The sequence below is a fragment of the Dactylosporangium sp. CA-139066 genome (genome assembly GCF_050936175.1).
Taxonomy (GTDB): Bacteria; Actinomycetota; Actinomycetes; order Mycobacteriales; family Micromonosporaceae; genus Dactylosporangium.
This window is the reverse complement of the sequence record NZ_JBNJNH010000001.1, coordinates 6,140,909-6,160,968: the sequence shown is the minus strand read 5'-3', so window position 1 is coordinate 6,160,968 and position 20,060 is coordinate 6,140,909. Positions and strand designations below refer to the sequence as shown.

At 74.5% G+C, this 20,060-nt stretch carries 17 protein-coding genes and 1 pseudogene; 4 read left to right on the top strand and 14 right to left on the bottom strand.

Annotated elements, in window-relative coordinates:
• Positions 1-40 precede the first annotated feature (40 nt).
• From ACQEVU_RS28285 to ACQEVU_RS28255, 7 genes are all read right to left on the bottom strand, one after another.
• Entirely contained in the window at positions 41-3,736 is a 3,696-nt protein-coding gene (locus tag ACQEVU_RS28285; protein ID WP_433328704.1) for a tetratricopeptide repeat protein, read from the bottom strand.
• A gap of 81 nt (positions 3,737-3,817) precedes the next feature.
• On the bottom strand, positions 3,818-4,690 hold the full coding sequence (locus ACQEVU_RS28280; protein WP_433328702.1) for an alpha/beta fold hydrolase: 873 nt from the start codon (positions 4,688-4,690) through the stop codon (positions 3,818-3,820).
• Positions 4,691-4,719: 29 nt separating this feature from the next.
• The gene (locus ACQEVU_RS28275; RefSeq protein ID WP_433328700.1) at positions 4,720-5,703 is read right to left on the bottom strand and encodes a hypothetical protein; all 984 of its coding nucleotides are present in this window, start codon (positions 5,701-5,703) and stop codon (positions 4,720-4,722) included.
• A 315-nt stretch (positions 5,704-6,018) separates the two neighbouring features.
• Entirely contained in the window at positions 6,019-6,222 is a 204-nt protein-coding gene (locus ACQEVU_RS28270; protein WP_433328698.1) for a cold-shock protein, read from the bottom strand.
• 351 nt (positions 6,223-6,573) lie between these two features.
• Complete coding sequence (locus ACQEVU_RS28265) at positions 6,574-7,305, bottom strand: alpha/beta fold hydrolase (RefSeq protein WP_433328696.1); 732 nt, start codon at positions 7,303-7,305, stop codon at positions 6,574-6,576.
• On the bottom strand, positions 7,268-7,636 hold the full coding sequence (locus ACQEVU_RS28260) for a hypothetical protein (RefSeq protein ID WP_433328694.1): 369 nt from the start codon (positions 7,634-7,636) through the stop codon (positions 7,268-7,270). The genes ACQEVU_RS28265 and ACQEVU_RS28260 overlap by 38 nt, the downstream gene beginning before the upstream one ends.
• Before the next feature lie 183 nt (positions 7,637-7,819).
• Positions 7,820-8,761, bottom strand: a complete 942-nt coding sequence (locus ACQEVU_RS28255) for a GNAT family N-acetyltransferase (RefSeq protein ID WP_433328692.1) — start codon at positions 8,759-8,761, stop codon at positions 7,820-7,822.
• Between the two features lie 48 nt (positions 8,762-8,809).
• Here ACQEVU_RS28255 and ACQEVU_RS28250 point away from each other — a divergent pair, with 48 nt between their 5' ends.
• Entirely contained in the window at positions 8,810-9,220 is a 411-nt protein-coding gene (locus ACQEVU_RS28250) for an endonuclease/exonuclease/phosphatase family protein (protein ID WP_433328690.1), read from the top strand.
• On the opposite strand, the gene ACQEVU_RS28245 is transcribed toward ACQEVU_RS28250, so the two are convergent.
• Positions 9,187-9,702 carry a hypothetical protein gene (locus ACQEVU_RS28245; RefSeq protein ID WP_433328688.1) on the bottom strand — a complete coding sequence of 172 codons (516 nt, stop codon included), beginning with the start codon at positions 9,700-9,702 and terminating at the stop codon, positions 9,187-9,189. The two genes, ACQEVU_RS28250 and ACQEVU_RS28245, sit on opposite strands and share 34 nt — an antisense overlap.
• 198 nt (positions 9,703-9,900) lie before the next feature.
• On the opposite strand from ACQEVU_RS28245, the gene ACQEVU_RS28240 reads away from it, so the two are divergent.
• Genes ACQEVU_RS28240 through ACQEVU_RS28230 form a run of 3 tightly spaced genes read left to right on the top strand, consistent with a single transcriptional unit; the run spans position 9,901 to position 13,607 of the window.
• A complete protein-coding gene (locus ACQEVU_RS28240; protein WP_433328686.1) occupies positions 9,901-11,715 on the top strand; it encodes a caspase family protein in 1,815 nt (604 codons plus the stop codon).
• Positions 11,716-11,725: 10 nt separating this feature from the next.
• The gene (locus ACQEVU_RS28235) at positions 11,726-12,406 is read left to right on the top strand and encodes a hypothetical protein (RefSeq protein WP_433328684.1); all 681 of its coding nucleotides are present in this window, start codon (positions 11,726-11,728) and stop codon (positions 12,404-12,406) included.
• Positions 12,407-12,446: 40 nt separating this feature from the next.
• Positions 12,447-13,607: a DUF1996 domain-containing protein gene (locus ACQEVU_RS28230; RefSeq protein ID WP_433328682.1), complete on the top strand. Its 1,161-nt coding sequence runs from the start codon at positions 12,447-12,449 to the stop codon at positions 13,605-13,607.
• Between the two features lie 4 nt (positions 13,608-13,611).
• Here ACQEVU_RS28230 and ACQEVU_RS28225 read toward each other — a convergent pair whose 3' ends face one another.
• The 6 genes and pseudogenes from ACQEVU_RS28225 to ACQEVU_RS28200 all read right to left on the bottom strand — a co-directional run bounded on the left by ACQEVU_RS28225 (position 13,612) and on the right by ACQEVU_RS28200 (position 20,059).
• Positions 13,612-14,448: a class I SAM-dependent methyltransferase gene (locus ACQEVU_RS28225; protein ID WP_433328680.1), complete on the bottom strand. Its 837-nt coding sequence runs from the start codon at positions 14,446-14,448 to the stop codon at positions 13,612-13,614.
• A gap of 116 nt (positions 14,449-14,564) precedes the next feature.
• Positions 14,565-15,569: an adenosyl-hopene transferase HpnH gene (gene hpnH, locus ACQEVU_RS28220; RefSeq protein ID WP_433328678.1), complete on the bottom strand. Its 1,005-nt coding sequence runs from the start codon at positions 15,567-15,569 to the stop codon at positions 14,565-14,567.
• Between the two features lies 1 nt (position 15,570).
• Positions 15,571-16,521 (bottom strand): 4-hydroxy-3-methylbut-2-enyl diphosphate reductase, encoded by a 951-nt coding sequence (gene ispH, locus ACQEVU_RS28215; RefSeq protein WP_433335114.1) that lies wholly within the window; start codon positions 16,519-16,521, stop codon positions 15,571-15,573.
• A 6-nt stretch (positions 16,522-16,527) separates the two neighbouring features.
• Positions 16,528-17,073 (bottom strand): annotated as a pseudogene (locus ACQEVU_RS28210) (hypothetical protein); the annotation flags it as partial.
• Between the two features lie 38 nt (positions 17,074-17,111).
• Entirely contained in the window at positions 17,112-19,043 is a 1,932-nt protein-coding gene (shc, locus tag ACQEVU_RS28205) for a squalene--hopene cyclase (RefSeq protein WP_433328676.1), read from the bottom strand.
• Positions 19,043-20,059, bottom strand: coding sequence for a polyprenyl synthetase family protein (locus ACQEVU_RS28200; protein WP_433328674.1), 1,017 nt, complete (start codon positions 20,057-20,059; stop codon positions 19,043-19,045). The genes shc and ACQEVU_RS28200 overlap by 1 nt, the downstream gene beginning before the upstream one ends.
• Position 20,060: the final 1 nt, after the last annotated feature.

Sequence of the window (20,060 nt, the reverse complement as noted above, 5' to 3'; positions counted from 1 at the left end):
CCCGGATACCGGTATATGTTGAAGTGGGAGAGAGTGCGGACTAGACAGCCATCTTCTGCTCGTCCAGCACCGCCGTGAGGGCTCCGAAGCTCTCGGCGTCCAACACCCGGGTAGCCACGTCGGCGAAGGCCGCCGCGCCGAGCTGTGCCCGGACCATCGTCAGGGCCCGAATCGTGTCGGCCATACCGGGACCGCCGATGGCCAGCGCCTGAAGGTACAGCTCGACGGCTTCGGCGAGCCGGCCCGAAGCGGCGCGCAGCGCACCGAGCCGGCCGAAGACGGATGCCACGCCCGACCGGTCGCCGAGTCGTTCGAAGATGGTGAGCGCCTGCCGATAGCAGCGCTCGGCCTCGGCCTGGTCGCCTCGCTGCTGGGCGAGCATGCCGAGCCGGCCGTGGGTGTTGGCCAGGCCGGGTAGGTCGCCGAGCTGTTCCCGGATGGCGCGTGACCTGTGGTAGCTGCTCTCGGCCGCGGCATAGTCGCCCTGGTCCTGGGCGAGCATGCCGAGCAGATGGTAGGTCGACGCGAGATCGGGTCGATTGCCGAGATGATCGAAGATCGCCAGGGCCTGCCGGTATCGGCGGGCGGCCTCGGCGTAGTCGCCGCGTTCGCGGGCGATCGACCCGAGCTGGCCATGGACGCTTGCGATCCCGGCCTGGTCCCGCACCTGTTCGAAGGCGGCCAGCGCCTGCTCGTACTGGCTCTCGGCCTCGGTGTGGTCGCGGCGGACCTGGGCGAGCACGCCGAGTTGCAGCCGGCTGGTGGCGACGCCGGCGACGTTGCCTTGCCGCTGTTCGATCGTCAACGACCGCTGAAAGCGAGCCTCCGCCTCGACATAGTCGCGCCGGGCCATGGCGAGCATGCCGAGCTGGTGCTCGATGGCGGCGACGCCGATCTCGTCGCCGAGCGGCCCGAGCATGGCCAGCGCCTGCCGGTAGAGGCGTTCGGCCTCGGCGTAGTCGCCGCGGCCGTAGGCGAGGTTGCCGAGGCCTTGGATGTAGCCGGGGTACTGGGGGAAGCCGGCCGGCAGCCATTGCAGCGTCTGGTGAATCAGGTTTGTGGCCTGGTCCCACCCCCCGATCTCGACCAGGCGCCGTACGAGGGTTCCGGTCACGGAGTCCGCGCCCTCCAGGTCGGCGGCGGCAAGCAGGTGGTAGCGAGCCTCGAACAGGTCGTGAAGAGCCGTCGCCGTGCCCGCCGCCCGAGATTCGGCCCGCCACCGCCAGTAGGCGGCCGCGGTGCGATGGGCCTGCCGCAGCGGGCTCTCGTCCGGGCCGGGGTTACGTGTGCCCTCCCAGCGCCGGTGCAGCTCGGTGGCGGTCCAGCGGTGCATGAACACCATTGCCTGATCGCCGTCGTGGTGGATCAGACTGGTGGCGGCCAGGTCGCCAAGGAGGCAGGACAGGTGGCCGGGTTCGACGAAGGGCGGCTTCGGGGGCTGCCGGGCGGCTTCGACAAGCTCCCGCAGCCTCGCCTGGTCGGCCGGCGTCAGCTGTGCCTCCTCGCCGGTGATCCCGGTGCGGACGATCATGGTTTCGAGCTCTTCGTAGACGGCGCGCCGTCGGGCCTGCTCGGCGCCGATCTCCTCGGCGGCTCTCGGCGTTCCGACGTGAAACGTCAGCGCGACGGCGGGAACCGGCTCGCGGTACACGCTGATCGCCGTCAGCAGGTCGATCGCGCCGGGCACGGACTCGAGCCGGGCGAGGTGGTCGTGGAGGAGCACGTCGTCGGCGGCGAGCGTCACGGTGTCGGCCAGCGCCGTGTCAAGCGTGCGGTCCTGGGCGAGCCAGGTCGCGGACCGGTCCGGACCGAGCCGAGCGGCGACCGCGGTCGAGAGCCGTTCGGTGATGTCGTTGAACCGGCCGTCTCCCAGCCCCAGCAGGGCATCCAGATACTCGAGCGAACGCGGATGGCCCCCGACGATCCGCCAGATCCGGTCGGTGGCGGCGTCGCTGACGGCGTACCTGTCCACATGCGGCAGCGACCACAGCAGTTTCGCCGTCTCCGCCGCCGTGAGCGGTCCGACCGGCACCGGCAGCACGCCCTCGCCGAGCATGATCGGGTGCCGTGAGGTGATCACCAGCCGGCTGCGGGCCGGGGCGGACGCCCAGGCGGTCAGGAGGCCGGCGAGATCGGGGTCGGTGATGGCGCGCGTGTCCGGATCGAGGTTGTCCTCGAAGTTGTCCAGCACCAGCAGCACCGGCACCTCGGTGAGCACATGGTCGCGTAGTACGGCCAGCCGGTCCGGCCACGGCACATCCCGGCGCGCGGCGGCCTCGGCCGCGACGGTCGCGGGGCCGGCCACGCTCTGCCGGACGAGCAGCTCCTGCCGGGCAACCCCACCGACCGCCGCCAGGACACCGTCGACGTCGACCGCCCCGAACAGTGCCGCCACCCGCCATTGCGGGTCGGCCTGCAGCGTCCGGCGCAGCACCTCGGCCGCGAGCGTGGTCTTGCCGACGCCCCCGATCCCGTGCAGCATCAACCCCGCGGACTCGTCGCCGGCGAGCACCTTGGGCAGATCGCGCTGCAGCGCCCGGCGGCCGACGAAATGCCCGACCGGCCGGGCTCGCACCGATCCCCACGTCGCCGCCCGCTCCGCCGGCATCGGGATCCGCGGCGCCGCCCGGTCGATGACCGGGATCTCCGGGGCGTTGGCGAGCAGCGTGACCACGCCCCATTCGTCCATCCCGGCCAGCGTCCGCGCCGCCCGGTCCCGGCCGTGGAGCAGATCGTGCTGGACGAGCCGGCGTGCGTCGGTCACCGCGCGCACGACGTCGGGGTCGGGCCTGGCCGCCAGCTCGGCGTACACCTTGGTGAACAGCAGCGTCGCGTACCGGTCGGTGACGGTGGTCTGGGTGCCGATCACCGCACCGGCGCCCCGCGCCGCCAGCTGGGCGGCGAACGAGGAGCCCTGCTGCTCGCCGTCGACGTCGGTGTAGCAGGCCGCCAATGCGATGACCGGCGGCATCCGGCCCGGCGGGATCGCCTCGTCCAGCAGCTGGTCCGCGGTGACCTCGTGTGCGTCGCCGTGCTCGTCCTCCAGCAGGAGCACGCCCGGCCGGCCGTGGGCCGAGATGTGCAGCACATGGGCGCCGCCGGGGACGTCCAGCGCTGCCCGGATCGCCGCTGTGGTGGCGAACGGCACGACCTCGACCCGGGCCTGGTGCTGCCGGGCGTCCCGTACCGCGGCGAGCACCGCCCGCAGCTCGTGCTCGTAGTCAAGCAGCGCTCCGCCGCCGGTGGCAGGTGAGGCGATCGCCACCACGATTCGCAACGGCCCCGCGAGCGGGCCGGGCACCGGCGCGGCGCCGCGTCGATACACGACCACCAGCGGATGCAGCGCCAGGGGCCGTCCGGACAGCGGATCGGGCAGTGCCTCCCACGGCAGCGCCGTCAGTGCCGGTGCATCCACGCCGATGCGCAGCGGCACGTGGCGGGCCGTTGCGTGCTCGAGCAGGCCGCGCAGCGCGTGCGCGACCGGCTCGGGCAGGAACGACTCGGCCAGCAGCTCGCCGGCCCGGCGCAGCGACACCAGGCCCGGTCGCGGATCCTCCTGCGGGGCCACGTCCCGCGCGGCAAAGGCGCCGCGCCGGCTGCGTTCGAGGCGCACGTCGTACAGCGCGTTGCTCAGCCCCGGGCGCACGCCGCCGTGCCCGGCCGAAACGTCCACGCCGGCGCCGAACAGGCGGACCGTCGAGCCGGACACCATCAGCGACACATCCAACGCGGCCATACCCGCTTCTGACGGACGGGCGGGTGATCACCTCCTGGATGTCGCTGATCGCGCTCGCCGCCGCCACGTGCGCGGTCGGGGTCAGCGGGTCCAGCCGGCCGAGCTCAGCAGGTCGTCGAGCAGCGCGCCGGCCTCGCCGGCCATCGAGATGTGCCCGGCGTCCGGGTCCAGCCGGGCGCGGGCGCCGGGCACGTGTGTTGCCAGCCACTCGCCGTGCCCGGGCGGGACCATCCGGTCCTGGCCGCCCTGCCACACCACGACCGGCACCGCGATCGCGGACGGGTCGAAGCCCCACGGGCGCACGAACGCGAGGTCGTCGTCGCGCCATCCCGCAGTACCACTGGAAACCGCCGACCGGAAGCCCGCCGCCAGCGACTCGGCGAACGCCCCGGTGAGCGCGGCGGCGTCCACCGGCGAGGCCAGGCCGCCCAGCGCGGCCGCCACCTCGTCGCCGCTCACCGCGGCCAGCCCGGCCGCCGCCCGGTCCAGGAACGCCTCGAGCGCCTCGGGCCCGGCGGCGGCCGCGCCGAACTCCTCGACGTTCTCCGGGCCCATCCCGGCCAGCCAGTCCAGCCCGGCGGCGCCGTACGGGGCCACCCCGGCGAGCGTGGCGGCCGCGGCGCAGCGGCCCGGCAGCAGCGCGGCGCAGGCGAGCGCGTGCGGCCCGCCGCCGGACCAGCCGAGCGTCACGAACCGGTCGGCGCCGAGCCGGTCGAGCACGGCGGTGACGTCCTCGGCCACGTCCGCGACGGTGCGCCCGGGCCGCGGCGTCGATCCGGCGTAGCCCGGCCGCGCGCAGATCACGGTCCGCAGCCCGCGCTCGGCGGCCGGCCCGGTGATCACGGGCGTGTCGACGGGCCCGGCGGGGGTGCCGAGGTGCAGCACGAGCACCGGCCCGCCGTCGGGCCCGGCCACCAGCACTTCCAGGCGGCGCCCGCCGACGTCGATGAACATGCCCCAACCTTACGGTCAGCGGCCGGGCGTCAGGCATTCACGGCGGCGAGTTCCACGTGCTGTCTGCGGGCGGCGGTGACCGCCGTGGCCGCCGCGGCGAGGGCGAGCACCGCGACCGCGCCGAACGCGAGCAGGGTCGGCGCGTCGGGGTGCAGCACGGACTGGCCGCGCCCGGCCTGCCAGGTGAGCACGGTGAACACGCCGGCGTATCCGAGCACGGCGGCCCCGACGAGGCGGGCCCGGACCCGTTCGGCGCGCAGCCACGCACGCCGGGTCGCGAGCAGGTTCAGGATCGCGGTGAGCGCCAGCAGCACCTGGATGGCGTGCAGGCCGACGAAGTGCGGCACGCGGAGATCACCGCCGGTCGTGCTCCAGTTCGTCAGGAACATCCCGTGCCCGTCCGGGTCGCCGATGCCGTGCGCGCCGACCAGGGACACCACCTGCCCGTTCGCGTCGGTCTCCGTGCGCGGCGCCGACCCGGCGGACATGCTGAGCCAGAGCGCGACGACCATGCTGGCGAACGCGAGCCCGAGCCCGGCGCGCAGGGCGCGGGTGAGGGCGCGGTCGCCGGTCCGCTGGATCAGCAGCAGGATCGCGATCACCAGCGTGGCCACCATCAACGGCAGGATGCCGAAGGAGAACACCGTCTGCACGGTCCGGGCCACGTCGTCGGTGTTCTCGTTGAAGTGGCTGAACGTTCCGTGCGCCGCGGCCCAGACCACGGCACCGACGTCCAGCACCCCGGCGACCGCGAACACGGTGCCGACCCACCATCCGGCACGCCGCCCCTTCGTCAGCCGGGTGAGCAGCCACGCCAGCGTCAGGCTGTAGACGCCCATGGCCACGCCGAACTTCATCGGCTTCGCCCACACGGGCTCGCCCAGCAGCAGCCGGTCGTCGGCGAACACCGCCACCGCGCAGAAGGCCGCCAACCCGAACATGAGTGCCGCGTGCAGCACCAACGGCCGGTGCCAACCGCGCACCGCGTGGACCGACCTCGTGAGGACGTTCATCGGACGCTCCAGACAGGGGACGAGCGGACGGTCCCGAACCGGCCGCCGCGATGAGGATGAATGCCTCCTCAGCCTCGGCGAACCGCCCGCCGGGAACCATCCGACCGCCCCCCGGAAGCAGGCGGGGGCTAACCCCCCATCGGCATCCGCTGGATCGCCCGCGCGCCGGTCGCCTGCTGGATGTCGCACCCGGCCGCCCGCTCGCCGGGATTCAGAACGCCTGCGCGACACGAGATTGCGCCGGAAATGGCCGGAGCGCCGCATGCTGGGCATGCGGCGCTCCGGCGGCGCTCAGGTCTTCTTGCCAGGATCGAGTCAGAGACCGCGGACGTTCTCCGCCTGGGGACCCTTCTGGCCCTGGGTCACCTCGTACTCCACCTTCTGGCCTTCCGCGAGCTCGCGGTATCCAGAGCTGTTGATGGCGGAGTAGTGGACGAAGACGTCCGCGCCGCCGTCATCCTGCTGGATGAAGCCGAAGCCCTTTTCAGAGTTGAACCACTTGACAGTACCGCTGGCCACACTTTCCTCCTGTTAGCGGAAACGGAGTCCCGCGCCGATTGTCGGCGCCGAACCGCCGCCCCGCCGGATCATACCTGCTGGCGGCACGATCCCGTTACCAGGGTGTTCGCGGCCGGATTTGCAAAATCTTGGCGATACTATTTTGCGCCGGCAAATGTAACGGCTGCGTTGATTTCCGGATCGCCGCAGCCGCCCCGCGGTGAGCCCCGGCGCGCGCCGGAACCCGTGGCGGGTGAACGCCGCCAGCTCAGCCACCGAGCGCGTGATGTCGCTGGTGGCCGGACCGCCGGATGGTTCATACGGCCAGGTCGCCTACCTGCACGAGGCCGGCACCGCGTAGCCGGTTGCGGCTCAGCAGTACGGCTCCAGCAGGGTCATGCACCGCTCCGGGTCTTCGACGTGGGCGTTGTGGCCGAGCCCGGGCAGCGTGACGGCCGGGACGCCGAGCCGCGCGAGCTGTTCGTCCGTGTTCATCGGGTCGTGCTCGCCCCGGGCCAGCAGGATCGGCGCCGGCGAGCGCGCCACCAGGCCGGCCATGTCCGGCGCGCCGACCCCGAACGCGTGCGGGTCGAGGGCGAGGCGCCATCGGCCGTCCTCTTCACGCAGCGCCGCCGGATCGTCGTCGGTGGCGAGGCCGGTCAGCCCGGACACCCGCCGGTGGCGGGCGAGGGCCTCCTCCCGGGAGGCGTACCAGGCGACCGGGCGCCGGGCCAGGGCCTGGGCGCGGTCCAGTTCCTCGTCGCTCCAGGCGACCTTGATGCCCAGCCCGACGACCGCCGCCACCGGGGTCCGGGCGGCCAGGGCCAGGGCGACCACGCCGCCGAGCGAGTGTCCCAGCACGATGGTGCGGCCGGCCGGCTCCGTCAGCGGGCGCACCGCCTCGGCGAGGGCATCGAACGTGTACTGCGGCAGCGGCGCCGACCGGCCGTGGCCGGGCAGATCGGGGGCCAGCCAGCGGCCGGGCCAGCGGCGCGCCAGCGTCGGGGCCCACCCGGACCACACCGCACCGGTGGCGCCCAGCCCGTGCAGCAACAGCAGCAGCGGGTCACCTTCGCCGCCGTACACCCGGAAGTCCTGATCCATCCCCGGAGTCTGCCATCCCGGCTCGGCCGGTGAGCGAGGCGAGGACATCGGCGTACGCGGTGGGAACCTCGACGTCGAGGATGAGCGCGTCCCCTTCGGGCAGCGGCGTGACGGTGAAGGTGAAGAACGAGCAGCACGCGGTCTCGCGGGCGGCGAGGTCGCGCACCGTCGCCTCGAGGCCGGCCGGGCCGGCCAGGCGCATCCGGGCGTGGGTCGGGCTCACCGTCTCCACCGCGCGGACCGCGGTGGCGAACAGCGCGTCGAACTCGGCCAGCCGCAGCGGCCGCTGCGCGGTCGGCAGGGTGCACGCGTCGGGGACGTCGAAGGCCATCACAGGCTCCTTGAGCTGGTACTCCGGGCGCCGCCGCGGCGCCGGTCCCTCGACGGTAAGCCTGTACCCGAGTACCGGATGCAACCCGCTAGTCCGCGTGGAGGTACACGATCTGCCGGTTGCCGGCGACGACCTTCAGCAGCATCGTGAGGTGGCGGCCGGCGAGGCTGCCGGGGCCCAGGGTCACGTCCGGCACGGCCGCACGTACGCCACGAGGTGCTCGTCCACCGTGAAACCGACGCGGGCGTACACCCCGGCGGCCCCGGTCGGGTTGGCGGCGTCGGTGTCGAGCGACGCGGCGGTGTACCCGGCCGCGTTCGCGGCGCCGAGGACGTCGGCCAGCAGCGCGGCGGCGATGCCCCGGCGGCGCCAGGCGGGCTCGGTGCCGACCTGGCCGATGTAGAGCCGGCCGGCGCCGTCCTCGTCGTACGGCAGCACGAAGCCGACGACGGCGTCCCCGGCGAGCGCGACCCGCGCCAGCTCCGGGCGGAACGTCGCGGACCGCACGGTCTGCGCGGCCCACGCCTCCAGGTCGCGCTCCTGATAGCCCCAGAGGCCGCGGAAGGCCGACGAGTGCAGGGCGTGCACGGCGCTTTCGAGGCTTTGGGTGTACCCCATGAGGCGCACCGGACCCGGAGGCCCGACGGCCGGCGTGGACGCGGTCGGGGCCGTCATCTTCAGGAAGTGGCGCTCGGCGGCGAAGCCGAGCCGCTCGTACAGCCGGATCGCGGACGTGTCCGGCCGGCCGGCGACGACCTGGCCGAGCCAGCGCGCGTCCGGCGCGACCTCGGCGTGCAGCGCCGCCGCCCGCTCCAGCTGCCAGGCGAGCAGCTCCCGGCCGATCCCGGCGCCGCGGTGCCCCGGGTGGACCCCGCCGACGAGCTCGAGCCGGTGCCCACCGGGCGGCGGCAGCGGCACCAGCGCCACGCCGGCGAGCCGCCCGTCGCCGTCGACGACGAGGCGCGTGTCCGTCGCGGCGTCCCGGACCTCGTGCGCCACCATCGCGTCGACCTCGGCGGCGGCGTGCCCGGTGCGCACGCCCCCGGCCGCGAACACGGCATTGATCAGATCGGCGACCGCCTGCGCGTCGCCGGCGCGGTATGCGCGCACCTCGAAACCATCCATCCCCTCCACGGTAGGACGCCCGGCAACCGGATTCCGTTCGATAGGGTCGTGCCCCGTGTTCACCGTCGCGACCTGGAAGCCGAGCCGTTTCCGGACGACCCGGGCAAGGGCCTGCTCGCCGTGGAGATCGAGGGCGTGCTCACCGTCAGCACGCACGTCGGCTTCGGCCCCGCCCGCGCCGCGCACCTGGCCCGCCTGGCCGGCCTGGCCCGCTCCGTGCCGGGCCCGGCGGTGCTGCTCGGCGACTTCAACGCCGACGAGGCCGCCGTCGCCGCCGGCCTCGGCCCCGGCTTCGCCCTGGCCGCGTACCCGCCCGGCTCGCTATCGACCCGCCCGGGCGCGCGGTCGCCGTACATCGACCACGTCGCCGTCCACGGCACCACGGTGAGCGCCGCGACGGTCGAGGACGCGGAGGGCCTGTCCGATCACAACATCGTCCGGGCCACCGTCGAGTCCTGAGCCATCGCGGGCCGGTGGCGTTGCAGGGCGGCGAGCAGCGCGGGCCGGCCGGGCCGCATCAGCCACACGGCGACGGTGAGCGGGGCGCCATCCGGCCCGGCCGGCGTCACGACCAGCGTCGGCGTGGCCCAGCGCCGCACGAGGCGTACCGAGCCCACCGCCGGCCAGCGCAGCAGCACCGGCGCGCGGCCGCGGCTGACCAGCTCCAGGCCCGCGCTGGAGACGCGCACCCAGTCCCGGCACCACAGCCGGCGCAGGCCGGCGAACGTCGTGGCGTAGACGAGCGATCCGGCGACGGCGTCCACGGCGAGGAGCCACCAACCCGAACCGGTCGTCGCCCACGGGGTCAGGGCCACCGCGAGCAGGAGCACCGCCCAGGTCGCGAGGAAGATCGCCACCCCGAAACCGAAGGCGGGCCAGAAGGCGGGCCGGAACGTCACCGCGTCCGCGGCCGGCGGCGGGACCATCTCGGGGCGCGGCATCGCGTCATCATACGGACGGCCGCCAACTGCCATGGCCCGCGTCATGCTCATGCGTGTGCTCGGGCCGCTCGAGGTCCACGTCGACGGCCCCCGTCCGGCCGACCCCGGCGGGCCGCTCCAGCGGACGAGGCCCGGCACCACACCCAGCCGCTCCGCCCGGCCTTGCGCCGGGCGGCGTGCTGTCCGTCAGATAGCAGAGTGGGGACCATCTACGCCCTGATGGTGGGCATCAACGAGTACGCGAGCCCCGAGTTCGGGACCCTGTCAGGGTGCCGCAACGACGTCGAGGCCGCCGTCGAGCTGATCAAGCAGCGCCTGGACCACGGCTTCGCCGTCGACGAGCGGGTGCTGCTCGACGGGGCCGCGACCGGGGCCGCGATCGTCGAGGGGTTCCGCACCCACCTGGCGAAGGCCGGGGCCGGCGACGTCGCGCTGTTCTGGTTCAGCGGCCACGGCTCCACGTTCCAGGTGCCCGACCACTACTGGCACCTGGAGTCCGACGGGCGCCTGGAGACCCTCGTCTGCGCCGACAGCCGCGTCGACGGGCGGCCCGAGCTGCTCGACAAGGAGCTCGCGCTGCTGCTGGACGAGGTCGCCGAGGGCGGCGCGCACGTCGTCGTCGTGCTGGACAGCTGCCACGCCGGCGGCGCCACCCGCGAGGACATCTGGCTGCGCAAGGCCGCCCCGGCCATGCAGCCGCCGGCGTACCACCTGCTGCCGGATCTCGCCGAGCGGTACGCGGCCGGCCCGCCCGCCGCCCGCCACGTCCTGCTGGCCGCGTCCCACAAGGAGGAGGCGGCCGCCGAGGAGCGCCGCGACGGCGACCGGGTGTACGGCCGCTTCAGCTGGGCGCTGCTGTGCGCCCTGCGCCGCGCCGGCCGTGGCGTCTCCTACCGAGAGCTGGTCGCCGTGGCCCGCAACCAGGTCGAGGGCCGGTTCCCCCGCCAGCGGCCGCTGATCTACCCGCCCGGGCCCGGCGCCGCCGACCTGCAGGTGTTCGGCGGCGAGGCGCTCGGCGACCCGCCGGCGATCCTCATGCGCCACGGCCGCGACGGCTGGGAGGTCAACGCCGGCCTCGCGCACGGCGTCGAGCCCGGCCCGGCGCGGTTCGTCCTGGACGGCCCGTCGTCGGCCCGCCTGGTCGCCGTCTCGCGGGCGGAGGCGGCCCGCAGCCTGGTGTACCCGTACGGCTGGACGCCGGATCCCGGCCGGGCGTACTTGTTGAAGTTCCGCAACGCCGCCCGGCTGACCCTCTTCGCCCTCGCCGCCGGGCTGCCCCCGCTGCCCGCGACATTCGCCGGCGACGACCCGCGGATCCGCCTCACCGCCGAGGAGGACGCCGAGCTGCTGCTGGCCCCGGCGCCCGGCGGCGTCCGCCTGATCGACCGCGCCGGCGACGAGCAGATCGCGACCCTCGCCGAGCCCCCGACCCTCGGCCGGCTGCACCACATCGCCCGCTGGTGGCGGGTCAAGAGCCTGAGCAACCCCAGCTCGCGCATCGCCGGCGGCGTCCACCTCGAGGTCGTCGAGGCCAGACCCGACGAGATGGTCGTGCCCCGCGACCGGCCGGCGCTCCCGCCCGGCCCCGACGGCGTGCTGCGCGTGGCCTACGGCACCCGCTGGGGCGTTCCGGCCCCGCCCAGCGTCTTCCTGCGCCTGCGAAACACCACGAGCCGGCCGTTGTACTGCGTGCTGCTGGACCTCACCGAACGCTTCAAGATCGACGGCAGCCTGTTCCGCTACGGCCGCATCGAGCCCGGCGGCACGGCGGCGGTGTCCAGCGGCCGGCCCGTCGACTTCATCCTGCCCGCGGACCTGCTGTCCACCCCCGGCACCTCCTACCGCGACTGGCTCATGGTGATCGCCTCGACGACGGAGCTGCACGCCCGGCCGTACGAGCTGCACACCGTCGGCCCGAGCCGCGACGTGGAGCCGGAGGAAGGCCCCACCGCGGAGTCGTCCGGCGACTGGTGGACCACGGTGCTGAAGGTCGTCACCACCGGCCCGAGCTAACCTGGCCGCCGTGACGACCGACGACGAGTGGGACCTGGACGACATCACGGTCACGGTCGACGCGACCGCGGCGACGGCCCGGATCCCGCTGAGGGACTGGATGCGGATGGGCCCGCGCCGGGTCGGGATGGACCTCAACTCCGCGCAGTCGGCCTCGACGGGGCAGAAGCTGCCGAAGACGGTGATCCCCCTGGCGTACCGCAACGACACCGAGTCGCAGTCGCTGATCGCCGCCGGCCGCATCCCATCGCCGTGGCAGGACATGCCGTGGGACGTCGAGCGCCTGGGCCCGCGCCGCTGCGAGGTGTTCGGCCCGCGCCCGTTCGACGGCACCGCGCTGCCCGACGTCGGCGCGGTGCTGTGCGAGTGGCTGAAGTCCGACGCCCGCCCGCGGGACGTGACCCAGCTGACCGCGATCGTCGACGCCCTGGGCGTGCTGCGGTACGAGCCCGCGGTCGGCCTGCTCAAGAGCCTGGTCGGCCAGGCCGTGTTCGCCTACGCCGACCTCGACCTGGCCCGACGCTGCCTGCGCGCCCTTTGCGCCGTCGGCACCAGCCAGGCCATGTACGGCCTGCTCGAGCTTCGCCTCGGCCGAGAGTTCCCGTCCCCGGTTCCCGAGTGGACGCTCGAGGAGCTCGAAACCTTCGGCCCGTTCAGTGACGCCCTTAGGTCTCTGTTAAATGCGTTTTAGATCGCTGTCGGGTGCGGCCGGGGCGCCCTAACATACCGGCGTGCCGAACGCCTTGATCCGCCTTGGGCGGCTCGCCTGGGGCAAGTGGGGCGTGGTGGCCCTTGTCATGATCGTCGTCGCCGGTGTGGCCGTCTACGTGGGGCGGGTGAGTGCCGGCGCCACACCGTCGAGTGTGGACGGTGCCCCCGCCGCCGGGACGGCCTCGGCCGCGACGGGCGACGCGCCCGGTGCGGCGGCGTCCGGCCCGGCCTCCGGTGCGGCCGGACTGTCGGGGGCCGCGGCGCCGTCGGCCGGCGCCACGACCAAGGTGCCAGCCACCGGGTGGGTGCCCGTCGACAAGGCGGCCTGGAAGGCGCAGGTCGACGCGTACAAGGCGATGGCGACCGACCCGGTGCCGGCCGGGGTCGGCAACCTGCCGGAGTTCCGGGCCGACTGCCAGTACAGCCACTCGCTGGCCGACGACCCGATCGTCGCGCCGGGGCTGCCGGGGGCCTCGCACATGCACTCGTTCGTCGGCAACAACGCGGCCGCGGCCGGGACGGTGGCCGAGGACCTGGCGAAGTACACCGCGACGACCTGCAAGCCCGTGCAGGACCACTCCGCCTACTGGGTGCCGACGCTGTACGACAACGCGACCGGCAAGCCCGTGGAGACGACCGGGTTCCGGGTGTACTACCGCTCGCTCATGAACACCTCCACCGGCCAGATGCCGATGCCCAACGGGCTGCGCATGATCGCCGGGGACGCCAAGAAGAAGGTACCGACGCCGCGGGGGAGCAGCGGGCAGTTCTACTGCGCCTTCTACGGGCCCGGCGACCTCGACGGCGTTGCCCGCAGTACCAACGGGAACTGGCCCATCTGCGGCGGGAACGCGACGCTGCACTTCATCCTGCAGTTCCCGGACTGCTGGGACGGCGAGCACCTCGACAGCCCCAACCACAAGGACCACGTGGCGTTCGGGTCCGGCAACGCCTGCCCGGCGGACCACCCCGTGAAGATCCCGGCGATCACGTTCGACATCCAGTACGGGGCCAAGGGCACGCCCGACGGGTACTACCTGTCCTCCGACAGGGAGGGCAAGAGCGCCTCGTCGATGCACGGCGACGCGTTCGTGATGTGGGACGTCGCCACCATGAACAAGCGGACCAAGGACTGCGTGCTGCAGCGGCGCACCTGCGACAACAACGGGTACCAGAAGTAGTGGCTCAGCGCCGCGCGTAGGCCCCGACGAACGCCGGCGTCCACACGACGGCGTTGCGGGCGACCGCGTCGTCGCGGATGCGCTCGGCCAGGGTGTCGAGCCCCAGCCGCTCCGGATCGGCGACCCCGGTCTTCGCCATCACCGGCGCGAGCGCGCGGGCGACGCCGGCGAGCCAGGCGTACCCGGCGAAGTCGGGCCCGCCGCCGGTGAGCGCCTCGTCGAGCATGGCCGGCGCCGGCAGCCCGGCGGCGAGGAAGGCCCCGAACAGCTGCCGCCCCATCCGCACCTGCATCCCCGCCCGCCGGAACGTCTCGACCACCTGCACGCCGATCTCGTTCCACAGCGTCTCCTCGGGCAGCGACCGCGCGGTGATCGCCGGGTCCTGGTCGAGCTCCTGGAACGCGACCACGCCGCCGGGCCGCACCCGCTCGGCGATGCGCCGGACGGCCTCGGCCGGGTCGGCGCGGTACATGAGCACGAGCCGCCCGACGGCGGCGTCGAACCCGTCGCCGACTTCGGCGCCGTCGGCGTTGCCCTCGACGAACCGCACGTGGCGCAGCCCGAGCGCCTCGGCCCGCCCGCGCGCCACCCGCAGCGCCGCGCCGTCGACGTCGACGCCGACGACCTCGCCCCCGGGCCCGACGAGCTCGGCGGCGAGCAGCGCCACGTCGCCGGCCCCGCTGCCGACGTCGAGCACCCGCATCCCGGGCCCGACGCCCGCCGCCCGCAGGAGCCGTTCGGTGGTGCCGCGCAGGAACGCGGCCTGTCGCGCGAGCCGGTCGTACTCCTCCTGAGCCCGCGCCAGCGCGTACTGCGGATCGACCGTGGATGGATTCTCCATGGGCCCAGGGTCGCACCGCCGGCACCGCCTGTGACCTGTTCGGCGGTGCCGGTTATCCGTCAGCCCCGGCCGTGAACCGGGCGCGCCCGGCGGACGTGCCCGGCATCGGGGGCGGCTCAGCCCGAATGCAGCGCCCGCACCGACTGGCGCAGCGATCCCATCGTGGCGATGACGGCCGTGGGCTCGTAGCCGCAGTGGGCCATGCAGTTGGCGCAGCGCTCGTCGCGGCCGCGGCCGTAGCGCTGCCAGTCGGTCTCCTCCAGCAGCTCCCGGTACGTCCCGGCGTAGCCGTCCGCCATCAGGTAGCAGGGGCGCTGCCAGCCCAGCGGCGAGTACGACGGGATGGCCCAGGCGGTGCACGGGAAGTCCACCCGGCCCTCGAGGAAGTCGAGGAACAGCGGCGAGTGGTTGAGCCGCCAGCGTTTGCGGCGGCCCTCGGCGAACACGGCGGAGAAGAGCCGGCGCGTCTGCTCGACGCCGAGGAAGTGCTCCTGGTCCGGGGCGCGCTCGTACGCGTACGCCGGCGAAATCATCATCTGGTCGACCCGAAGGTCGTCGTTGAGGTAGTTCAGCACCTCGATGACGCTCTGCGGCGTGTCGGTGGAGAAGAAGGTGCTGTTCGTGGTGATCCGGAACCCGCGCCGCTGGGCCTCGCGGACCGCGGCGACGGCGGCGTCGAACACACCGGGCTTGCACACCGACTCGTCGTGGCGGTCCCGCAGCCCGTCGATGTGGACCGTGAACGCGAAGTACCGCGACGGCTTGAACTGATCGAGCTTCTTGGGCAGCAGCAGGGCGTTGGTGCACAGGAACACGTACCGCCGCTGCGCGATGAGCCGGCGCACGATCTCGTCGATCTGCGGGTGCATGAGCGGTTCGCCGCCGGCGATGGAGACCATCGGCGCCCCGCACTCCTCGACCGCCGCGATCGCCTGCTCGACCGGCATGCGCTGCTTGAGCACATCGTGCGGCTGCTCGATCTTGCCGCAGCCGGCGCACTTGAGATTGCAGGCGAACAGCGGCTCCAGCTCGAGCAGGATCGGGAACTTGCGCCGCCCCCGCAGCCGCTGCCCGACGATGTAGCCGCCCACCTTCAGGCTCTGCCGCACTGGCATCGCCATGTCAACGCACCTCCTTCGGCAGCACGAACTCGACCGATTCGACCGCCGTCACGTGTTCGGTCACCTCGGCGGCGCCGAGCCCCGACAGGACCGCCACCACCTCGTCCACCAGGCCGGGCGGGGCGGACGCCCCCGCCGTCACGCCGACCGTGGACGCCCCGGCCAGCCAGCGCAGGTCGATGTCGCCGGGGTGGTCGATGAGGTACGCCGGTCGGCCCTGGCGCCGCGCCACCTCGACGAGCCGCAGGGAGTTCGACGAGTTGGCCGACCCGAGCACGAGCACGATGTCGCACCGGCCGGCCAGCTCCGCCACCGCCCGCTGCCGGTTCGTCGTGGCGTAGCAGATGTCCTCCGACGGCGGCCCCTGCAGCGCCGGGAACCGGCGGCGCAGCGCGTCCACGATGTCGGCCGCCTCGTCGAGGGCGAGCGTCGTCTGCAGCAGGTACCCGACGCGCGACGGGTCGGGCACCGCGATGCGTTCCGCGGTGGCCACGTCCGGCACCAGCAGCGTGCGGCCGGGCGCCTCGCCCATGGTGCCCTCGACCTCCTCGTGCCCGGCGTGCCCGACGAGCAGGATGGTGTTGCCCTGCGCGGCGAACCGGCGCGCCTCGGTGTGCACCTTGGTGACGAGGGGGCAGGTGGCGTCGATGACGGCCAGCTGCCGGCCGTCGGCGGTCGCGCGGACGGCGGGCGCGACGCCGTGGGCGGAGAAGACCACCTGGCTGCCGGCCGGCACCTCGTCCAGCTCGTCGACGAAGACGGCCCCGCGGGACTCGAGGTCGGCCACGACCCGCGTGTTGTGCACGATCTGCTTGCGGACGTACACGGGCGGCCCGTGCCGGTCGAGGACCTGCTCGACGACGGCGATGGCGCGCTCGACGCCGGCGCAGAACGAGCGGGGCGCGGCGAGCACGGTCCGGTCGAGGCCGGCGGCGTCGGCCCAGTCCGCCAGCGCGGCGGCGAGCGTCGAGAGCGTCTCCAGCGCGGCGCGCACGTCGGTCACGGTCGACGGGCGGTACAGCGAGTGCGCCGCGGTGTCGCCGATGACGCGCACGCACGCCGTGGGCCGCTCCGGGCGCTCGCCGAGCAGCCAGGCGCTCTCCATGTCGACGGCGAGCGCGCCCCGCTCGGCCAGCCGCCGGCGGCCCGCGCCGCTCACCGGGCGCCACGTGCTGATCACCGGGCCGACGTGCACGCGGAAGCCGTAGCCGCGCAGCGTCGCGGCCATCGCCGGGGCGGCCGGCACCGACCGGGGCGGCGGCGCGGGCAGGCCGGGCGCGGGGTCGGCGAGCACGGTGTCGGCCACGACGACGTCGCCGGCCCGCAGCGCCGCGCCGGGCAGGGCGCCCGCGATGCCGGCCACGGCCAACGGCCCCTCCGAGCGGGCGGGGTCGCCGCGGCCGTGGCGGCTCGCCCGCCAGGGGCCGACGCCGGTGCGGTGCAGCGCCGGGCGCCGCTGCTCGGGCAGCGTCGCGAAGCCCCGGCGCAGCGCGTCGAGCTCCATCTGCATGGCGGCACACACGGCCCACGGTTGCCGGCCGGTCATCGCGCCTCCTCGCCGCGGAGGAGCCGGCCCAGCGCGAGGACCGGATACACCTGGCGGTACAGCCCGTAGTTGATGAAGAAGTCGCCGGGGAAGCCGGTGCCGGTGTACTGCGGCTCGTCCCAGGAGCCGTCCGGGCGCTGGTGCTCGACGAGCCAGCGCACGCCGCCGGCCGCCGCGTCGCCGGCGCCCTCGTCCGCGGCGTGCAGGGCCATGAGGGCCCAGGCGGTCTGGGATGCGGTCGACGGTCCCCGGCCGATCCACTCCGGGCGCCGGTAGGAGCGCATGTCCTCGCCCCAGCCGCCGTCGTCGTTCTGGTGTACGCGCAGCCAGCCCACGGCCCGGCGCACGGCCGGATGGTCGGCGGTGACGCCGGCGGCGGCCAGGGCCGGCAGGACGGCCGCGGTGCCGTAGACGTGGTTGGCGCCCCAGCGGCCGAACCAGGAACCGTCGCGCTCCTGGGCCCGCAGCAGCCACCGCACGCCCCGGCGCACGGCGGCGGTGCCGGCCCGCCCCTCCCGGCACAGCGCCTCGACCACGTGCGCGGTGACGTCGGCGCTGGGCGGGTCGATGACCTCGCCGAAGTCGCAGAACGGCAGCCGCGCGACGATCCGGCGGGTGTTGTCGGCATCGAACGCGCCCCAGCCGCCGTCGCGGCTCTGCATGGCCTCCAGCCACCGCACCGCCCGCGAGCGGGCCCCGGCGCTCGGCGCGCCGCAGCCGTGCAGCGCCAGCATGACCGCCGCCGTGTCGTCGGTGTCCGGGTACCGGTCGTTGTCGAACTCGAACGCCCACCCGGCCGGCTCGGCCGCCGGCCGGCGGACCTTCCAGTCGCCGGGAATACGGACCTCCTCGCGCAGCAGCCAGCGCCCGGCGGTGCGCAGTGCCGGGTGCCGCGGCGGCACACCGGAGTCGGCCAGCGCGAGGGCGGCCAGCGCGGTGTCCCAGACGGGCGACTGGCAGGCCTCCAGGCGGCGGATCGCGCCGTCCTCGTGCTCCTCGCGCACCGTGAACCGTTCCAGGCCCTGCAGGCCCGCCCGCAGCACCGGATGGTCGAGCGGGTAGCCCAGCAGGTGCAGGGCGATCAGCGAGTACACCCACGGCGGCTGGATGCCGCCCCACGAGCCGTCCGCCTCCTGGCGCGCCACGATCCACTCCGCGGCGCGGCGCAGCGCGTGCCGGCGCACGGTGCGCACGGCGATCCGGTCGTAGCCCGCGGCCAGCCGGTCGAGCCGGTGCAGGACGCCGGCCACGCTGGCCGGCGCGGGCGCCGCCGGCGGCGAGCCCCCGCCGAACAGCTCCGGCACGGCGAAGCCCAGGTCGCGCACCGGCCGGACGGTCCGCACGATGGCCAGCGGCACGATCGTCTGCCGGGCCCAGCACGCGAAGTCGTAGACGTTGAACGGCATCCACTTCGGCAGCAGGATCAGCTCGGGCGGGACGGCCGGCAGGCGCGACCACGGCCACTGCCCGAAGAGGGCGAGCCAGATCCGGGTGAACACGCGGCTGTGCTCGACGCCGCCGGCGGAGCGCACGAAGCGGGCGGCTTCGCGCATGTGCCGCTCGCCCGGCTTGTCGCCGGCCAGCCGCAGCGCGACGTACGCCTCGATGGTGGTGGACAGGTCGCCGGGCCCGCCGTGGAAGGTGGCCCAGGCGCCGTCGGGCCGCTGCTGCGCGCGGATCCAGCGCGCGGTCGCGGCGGTGTCCTCGGGCACGAGGACACCCAGGAACCGCCGCAGCAGCAGGTCCTCGGCCTCCATGGTGACGTTCGTGCGCAGCTCGCCCTTCCACCAGCCGGCCGGGTCCTGGTGCTCGAGCAGCCACTGCCGCCCGCGCCGCAGCGCCTCGTGCGCGGCGCCGCGATCGTCCGGCGTCCCGAGGCCCGGCGCGGCCGGGGCGGCGACGGTGCCGGTCGTGGTCTGGGCCGCCATCAACGATCCCTCCCGGCGGCGAAGGCGGCGATGGCGGCGAGCAGGTCGCGCTCGCCCGGGTCGAGCCCGGCTCCGTCGAGCTGGGCCAGCGCCGCCTCGCACTCCGCCTCGGCCCGTTCGGCGGTCCACTCGTCGGCGCCGCACTGGTGCAGCAGCGCGGTGATGACCGCGACCTCCTGCACCGTCACGGGGTCGCCGCTGCTGTAGCGGGCGGCGAGGCGGCGCCCGGCCGCGCTGTCGTGCTGCAGCGCGTAGGCGACGGGGATGCTCTTCTTGCGCGACCGCACGTCGGAGCCGACCGGCTTGCCGGTCTGGCGCGGGTCGCCCCACACGCCGAGGAGGTCGTCGCGCAGCTGGTAGGCGAGGCCGAGGTGATGGCCGTAGGCGCTGAGCCGGCCGACGACCTCGGCGGAGGCGCCGGCGAGGATCGCGCCCAGCGCGCAGGCGCCGGCGCACAGCGCCGCCGTCTTCCCGGCGGCCATGTCCATCGCCGCCGCGAGGGTCGCCGTCGGCGCCCGCTCCAGCTCCGCATCCGCGGCCTGGCCGGCGAGGAGACGGTGGACGTCGGCCGCGAGGCGCTCGGCCGCCTCGGCGCGCCCGCCCTCGGCGATCTTCTGCATGGCGAGCAGCAGCAGCGCGTCCCCGGCCAGGATGGCGGCGTCGAGGCCGTACACCGTCCACGCGGTCGCCCGGTGCCGGCGGGTGGTGTCCATGTCCATGACGTCGTCGTGCAGGAGTGAGAAGGAGTGGACGAGCTCGACCGCGACGGCGGCCGGCACGGCGACGTCGCGGTCGCCGCCGGCCGCGCCCGCGCAGACCATGGCCAGGGTCGGCCGCAGGCCCTTGCCGCTGCCGGTCGCCGGTTCACCCTCGGCGTCCCAGAACCCGAGCTGGTAGCCGGCCACGAGCCGGTTGCGCTCGTCCAGGGCGTCGACGGCCGCGCGCAGCTCCGGCTCGATGCGCTGGCTGATGCTCCTCATGGCGTCGCTGACGCTGTCGGTCCGGGTCGCGGTCATC

What these genes read in the sequence shown, in the direction of transcription:
- ACQEVU_RS28265 (WP_433328696.1), bottom strand. Translation starts at nt 7,305, where the DNA reads ATGGATCAGGACTTCCGGGTGTACGGCGGCGAAGGTGACCCGCTGCTG.
- ACQEVU_RS28280 (WP_433328702.1), bottom strand. Translation starts at nt 4,690, where the DNA reads ATGTTCATCGACGTCGGCGGGCGCCGCCTGGAAGTGCTGGTGGCCGGG.
- ACQEVU_RS28225 (WP_433328680.1), bottom strand. Translation starts at nt 14,448, where the DNA reads ATGGAGAATCCATCCACGGTCGATCCGCAGTACGCGCTGGCGCGGGCT.
- ACQEVU_RS28245 (WP_433328688.1), bottom strand. Translation starts at nt 9,702, where the DNA reads ATGCCGCGCCCCGAGATGGTCCCGCCGCCGGCCGCGGACGCGGTGACG.
- ACQEVU_RS28260 (WP_433328694.1), bottom strand. Translation starts at nt 7,636, where the DNA reads ATGGCCTTCGACGTCCCCGACGCGTGCACCCTGCCGACCGCGCAGCGG.
- ACQEVU_RS28255 (WP_433328692.1), bottom strand. Translation starts at nt 8,761, where the DNA reads ATGGATGGTTTCGAGGTGCGCGCATACCGCGCCGGCGACGCGCAGGCG.
- ACQEVU_RS28285 (WP_433328704.1), bottom strand. Translation starts at nt 3,736, where the DNA reads ATGGCCGCGTTGGATGTGTCGCTGATGGTGTCCGGCTCGACGGTCCGC.
- ACQEVU_RS28275 (WP_433328700.1), bottom strand. Translation starts at nt 5,703, where the DNA reads ATGAACGTCCTCACGAGGTCGGTCCACGCGGTGCGCGGTTGGCACCGG.
- ACQEVU_RS28200 (WP_433328674.1), bottom strand. Translation starts at nt 20,059, where the DNA reads ATGACCGCGACCCGGACCGACAGCGTCAGCGACGCCATGAGGAGCATC.
- hpnH (WP_433328678.1), bottom strand. Translation starts at nt 15,569, where the DNA reads ATGGCGATGCCAGTGCGGCAGAGCCTGAAGGTGGGCGGCTACATCGTC.
- shc (WP_433328676.1), bottom strand. Translation starts at nt 19,043, where the DNA reads ATGGCGGCCCAGACCACGACCGGCACCGTCGCCGCCCCGGCCGCGCCG.